The 5,167-nt window shown below is 61.5% G+C and carries 4 protein-coding genes; 3 read left to right on the forward strand and 1 reads right to left on the reverse strand.

The window, feature by feature from the left end; all coding sequences use genetic code 11:
- Positions 1-1,129 (reverse strand): IS21 family transposase (istA, locus tag AC1DEY_RS22540; protein ID WP_476869936.1); only part of this gene is annotated, 1,129 nt, incomplete at its 3' end.
- Positions 1,130-1,331: 202 nt separating this feature from the next.
- Here istA and AC1DEY_RS22545 point away from each other — a divergent pair.
- From AC1DEY_RS22545 to AC1DEY_RS22555, 3 genes are all read left to right on the forward strand, one after another.
- Positions 1,332-3,170 (forward strand): hypothetical protein, encoded by a 1,839-nt coding sequence (locus AC1DEY_RS22545; protein WP_476869937.1) that lies wholly within the window; start codon positions 1,332-1,334, stop codon positions 3,168-3,170.
- 115 nt (positions 3,171-3,285) lie between these two features.
- Positions 3,286-4,482 (forward strand): Shedu immune nuclease family protein, encoded by a 1,197-nt coding sequence (locus AC1DEY_RS22550; protein ID WP_476869938.1) that lies wholly within the window; start codon positions 3,286-3,288, stop codon positions 4,480-4,482.
- 158 nt (positions 4,483-4,640) lie between these two features.
- Positions 4,641-4,895 (forward strand): hypothetical protein, encoded by a 255-nt coding sequence (locus AC1DEY_RS22555; RefSeq protein ID WP_476869939.1) that lies wholly within the window; start codon positions 4,641-4,643, stop codon positions 4,893-4,895.
- The last annotated feature ends 272 nt before the right edge of the window (positions 4,896-5,167 follow it).

Here is a 5,167-nt window from a genome sequence, read left to right on the forward strand (position 1 = left end):
CAGTGTGGTCACGGCCAAAGCCGCGCGGGTGATCGGCCACCACCTCGCCGTCGCACAGCACCATGATCCGGTCGGCGTAGGCGCGGATCTGGACGACCCGACGCGCGGCCTTGGCCTGCACCGAGTAGCGGTTGCGGTCGAAGGTGATCAGGCAGGTGGCCTGGGCGACGRCCTCGATCTGGTGGAAGCCGTCRAARGGRCCKGCGAAGGGCGCCAGGAACGGCCGYTCAGCCTCGTAGACGTCCCAGACRACGCGGTCTCGGTGCTCGGGATGGCGATCATTGCGCGCCCGGCGCACGCACTCGSCCTCCAGCCAGCCGTTGAGCTCCTCCAGGCTATGGAAGCGCAGGCGCGGCTTGAAGATGTTGTCACGGGCGTAGCCGACCTGGTTCTCMACCTGGCCCTTCTCCCAGCCCGAGGCCGGCGTGCAGGCCACCGGCTCGATCAGGTAGTGCGAGCACATCTGCTCGAAGCGCCGGTTGAAGCGGCGGGTCTTGCCGGTGAACACCGCCTCAACGGCGGTCTTCATGTTGTCGYAGATGCCTCGCCGCGTGACGCCCCCGAACGCCTGGAAGGCCCGGGCGTGAGCATCGAACACCATCTCCTGGGTCTCGCGCGGATAGGCTCGGATGTAGAACCGGCGGCTATGGCAGAGCCGCACGTGCGCCACCTTCACCGTCAGCGGCGTGCCGCCGATCTCGACCTGCTCGTGGCTCCAGTCGAACTGGTAGGCGTCGCCCGGCGCAAAGCTCAACGGCACGAAGGCCTCAACCGGAGAGCTCACGCCCCGGCGTTGGACCGACCAGCGTCCTGCATAGCGCCGCACCGCGTCGTAACCGCCGTCATAGCCCTCCCGGCTGAGCAGATCGGTGATCCGCATCAGCGTCAGCCGATCCTTGCGCGCCCCTGACGCATTGGCCTCCAGCAGCGCCTCCAGCCGCTCGATGAACGGACCTAGCTTCGGGTGCGGCTGCTCGCGCCGCTCGTACTCCGGCGCCGTATCACCCGACCGCAGGATCTTGCGCACCGTGTTGCGCGCCAGGCCCATCTCCCGCGCGATCGTCTTGACGCCCTTGCCCCGCGCGAAGTGCTCGCGCCGGATCTTCGCCACCGTCTCCACTACCAACATCCCCGTCTCGATCCGCGGCTACACAAGCCGCCGATCTGGCCATCAAAGCCTCAAGGACAGGGGGTCATTTTTGGACGCCGAAACACATCGAGAAGTACGATCTCGCGCTCGCGGTTGATCGGTGGGCCATTCCCAATGGCATAACCGCAACAAACCCCTTTCTCCGCGATCCCATGGACGTCCTGTCCCAGGAAGATGTCGCATGAGGGAGGTCGTCGAGCATGTCGTCGCCAGGGAAAATCGGCTGCTATTTGGCCTGACGCCCTTCGACAACGAGAGCTTCCACGGCTTTACCGCACGACTGGCGGCCTGGAACCACTTCGACAGCCGCAAGCAGTTCCTGCTGAGCATGGCCTTCCCCCACTTGTTGGGGGGAGGCCTACAAGCGGCTCTGGAGGATCGGGGGCCACTGGCTTGGCGTCTCCGGCTGGACGAAGAGCAGCTGGGCCGGCTGACCGGTCGACACGATCCGGAGCTCGCCCGATATCGAGAGCTTGTCAGCATGGTTGCTCGGCGGGTTTCGCCGGCGGCGTTACGCGCGGCGCCATATCACCGGGCGAGTTGGATGCTCCAGTTGCCCTTCTGCCCGGAAAGCTGGGAGGTTCTCATGGACCATTGCCCTGCCTGTCAGCGGCGATTGGGATGGGAAAAGGTGCTGGCGATCGAGCAGTGCGATCATTGTGGTTTCGACCTTCGGACCGCCGCAGCAACTTCGGTCCCAAAGAGGCAACGGGCCCCGCTGGCCTTGATGGCGGGGTTGGTCAATCGGGACCCTGCATTGCGGCTTTCCCCACGCCTGACGCTCCCGCCTCATCTGGCGAACTGCTCGCCGCTCGAGGTCTTCGAGTTGGCGATGGTCTTCGCCAGAGCAATTGCCTTGATGCGAAGCCGGCTGAAATTGAGGGTGTGCTCGCCTAGCAAGAAGACCGCCTACATGGCGGCCGGCATGGACATCATCTGTCGATACCCGGAGTCGTTTGACGACCTGATGGGCGCGGCAAACGAGGCGCTGCCGAAGTTTTTCCAAACTGTCCGGGCTTACGGCGGCAACTCGGTTGGGATCTATCAGCGGCTTTTTTCCGATTCGGAACCGTGTCCGCACGGGCCAACGCGGCTTCGCCAGAAACGAGAAGGCGGCGGACAGCTCACGCTTCGCCAGGCGGCACAGCAACTGCGGCTGGAGAACCGGGATCTGCGCAAGCTGATCGACGAGGGGCTTATGGGGGCACCGAAAGGCCGGGGCGTCGTGCGCAAATGTCAGTGGCTCGATCCAAGTGAGGTGAGCAGCTGCGCGCGCCGGCTGGAGAGCCGAATGTCATTGCAGGAGTTTTCCCGCGCTTTCGGATTGCCCGTCCGCGGAGTTGCCCAGTTGGTCAGCCTGGGCGTCTTGCCTCGAAACCAGGATCCAATGGTGAAGGCGCTGCATCCCACCACCCAGCTTGATCGAAGCGCTGCGGAAGAGGTGGTCGGCCGACTTTTAGCGATACGCCGCGTTCCGACTCCGGAAGTGCCGGTCTGGCCGATCGAAGACATCTTCCATGGCGTTGGCGGCCAAGAAAAGCCTTGGGGGACAATGCTGCGAGCCGCCTTGGATCGGCAAATCCCTCTCTATTGCGACGAAGAGATTTCGTCTGGCCTCCACATCGGGAAGCTCCAGATTCCACAGGCGTTGGCCTGGGAGATCCTTGGGCGACGCCTCCCAGAGCTGTTGGAGGTCCCGGACCTTACGTCAGAGGAGCTGTCCGGGTCGCCAATGACCAGGATCGAGGTCGAGAGCTATCTCAACTGCTTTCCTCGGGACTTGTCCTGGCTCCTGGCCGAAAAGCATCTCTCCAAAGGCCTGACGCCCCAGGAGGTGGCCGTGCTGGGGCAAAGCATTATCAGCTCGCGCGAGATCAGTTGGCGCTGGCGCGTCTCGCCAGCGTTACGCGAGGCGCTCGCGAAAGAACATGGCATCGGAAGAACGCTCGGGCCTTTCTGGTCGCGAGCGGCGGTTGAGGAACACTTCGCTTCGAAGTTTCCGTTCGGCCGATCCACCTGAAGCTACCCGGAACCCGATGGCTGAAAGCGAACCTGTATCTACAAACCTATGCCACTCCTTGAATCGAACAGCGTCAGCCGTCTAGCTTCGACCGCTGCTGATGGGGGTGGGACCAATGGACGACAGCGAACGCAACTTCCATTTCAACAAGCAACCAAACACGACGTATTTTTCGAGGCGAATTGCACCGACTATCGGCGAGCCGCTGCGCATCCTCTCAAGCGTCGTCGAGACTGCTGGCGCACTACGCTTCGCCAAGGTGCGGAACGAGATCCTGCTTCGCGCCACCCCGGGAGGTCGCGTGGAAATCAAGGCGACGATCTTGGAGGATGATCGCAACGTCCAGACGCTCACAATTCAGAAGTTCACTCCCGCCTCCGGCCCGCATGACAAAGTCCACTTCAGTTTCCAGAACCGCGAAATAGATGCGCTTCTGGAGTTTATGGCGGGCGTGAAAACGATCGACTTCGGAGGAGATGGCAAGGGGAAGTTATCTCGCGACGCGGTGCGAACCGTCGTTCTGGATGCCGCTCAAGCTCATCAAATTTTCAGCACGAACCAAGACCTGTTCGTCGCGCTAGCCGAACGTGAGGATCTCCAACGAGACTTAGTGGCCATCGGATACCGACGCCGCCAGCTCGACCGGTTCGAGCGGATGCTAAACGATCCACAAGCGTTCGCGGCCGAACAAGCCCAATACGGCAAAACGCCGGAAGCCACATGGCAGGCGTTCTTCGAAGAGAACACGTGGATATTCGGCTACGGGCTAACCTACCAGTTCCTATCCGGCCTCGACGAAAGGCGATTGGAGCAGACCGTTCGCGGCGCGGACTTGTCAGGCTCAGGAAAACGTATCGACGCGCTGATGAAAACACGCGGCATCATCAGCTCCCTTTGCTTCGTCGAGATCAAGCGACACGATGCTGACCTGCTCGATGAGACAAAGCCCTACCGCTCGGGAGCCTGGGCGGTTTCCAGGGAACTGAGCGGCGGCGTCGCGCAAGTTCAGACCACTGTAGCCGACACTCTCGATCGTCTCTCTAGGGCAATAACGGTCAGCGACACAGACGGCGACCCTACCGGGGAACTGCTGTTCAACGTTCACCCCAAGTCGTTCTTGGTCATTGGCCAGCTCAGTGAGTTCCAGACCGAGCACGGCATCAACCAGGCTAAATTCCGGTCCTTCGAAATGTTTCGACGGGAGATGCGATCCCCGGAAATCCTGACGTTCGACGAACTGCTCAACCGCGCGCGGTTCATCGTCGACCACCCTGTGCAACCTGTCCCGGCAGATAGCCGCGGACACGAGTGATGATTTTGCGCCGAACGCTCCTTGCGAAAACGTAGAAGGTTTACCAGGTAAAACTTATAGCTTGGGGAGATCATTCTTTGCAAAAACACCGCCTTTATCGGAAGGAATCCTTCGCGCGTCGCCTTGTGACTAAGCGTCCAGGGGGAGCCGTTTTCTTCGTGGCGTTCGCCATGTACTTAGCTATCGTAGGTGCATGGCTCGGAAGCGGCTTCAATAAGGTGCTCCCGCCCTATGCAGAAGCGCTCACCACTGCGACACTTGGCGAGATTTTTTCTCCCACCGGCATCTATCTTGCGGCTTTCGTCTCGATGATGGGGGTCGGTAAATTCGCCGCCGGCCTTGCTGCCGGGGCTGCCGCAAGTCAGGCGCTTGTGTTCTGGACAGGCCGTCCGCTTCCGGTGTTCCGCAAATAGCCACTAGGCAAAGTAGCGGTAAGTCGAATTGGTACCGGAGCCTGTTCATTGCGACCCAGGGCCGATCTTAAGTTGGTGAGCCACTCAGAGGGTCAGCGTTAGGCTGTTTCGCCGAACTGGGGGCAAACGACCCACTCCGATGAAATCAACGCCTTACGCGGTCGGCGTTAAGTTGCGCCGACAGCCCGCTAGAACCTCGCGATCAGCGAGACTTCCATGCGGCGCTTCAGCGGGTCGTCTTCCGACCAGCGGTCGAAGAGGTTGCGCACGCC

The organism is Arthrobacter sp. 05T47 (assembly GCF_056395825.1).

Bases quoted from the DNA above. Each gene is read 5' to 3' on its own strand.
- AC1DEY_RS22545 (WP_476869937.1), top strand. From the start codon at position 1,332: ATGAGGGAGGTCGTCGAGCATGTCGTCGCCAGGGAAAATCGGCTGCTA.
- AC1DEY_RS22550 (WP_476869938.1), top strand. From the start codon at position 3,286: ATGGACGACAGCGAACGCAACTTCCATTTCAACAAGCAACCAAACACG.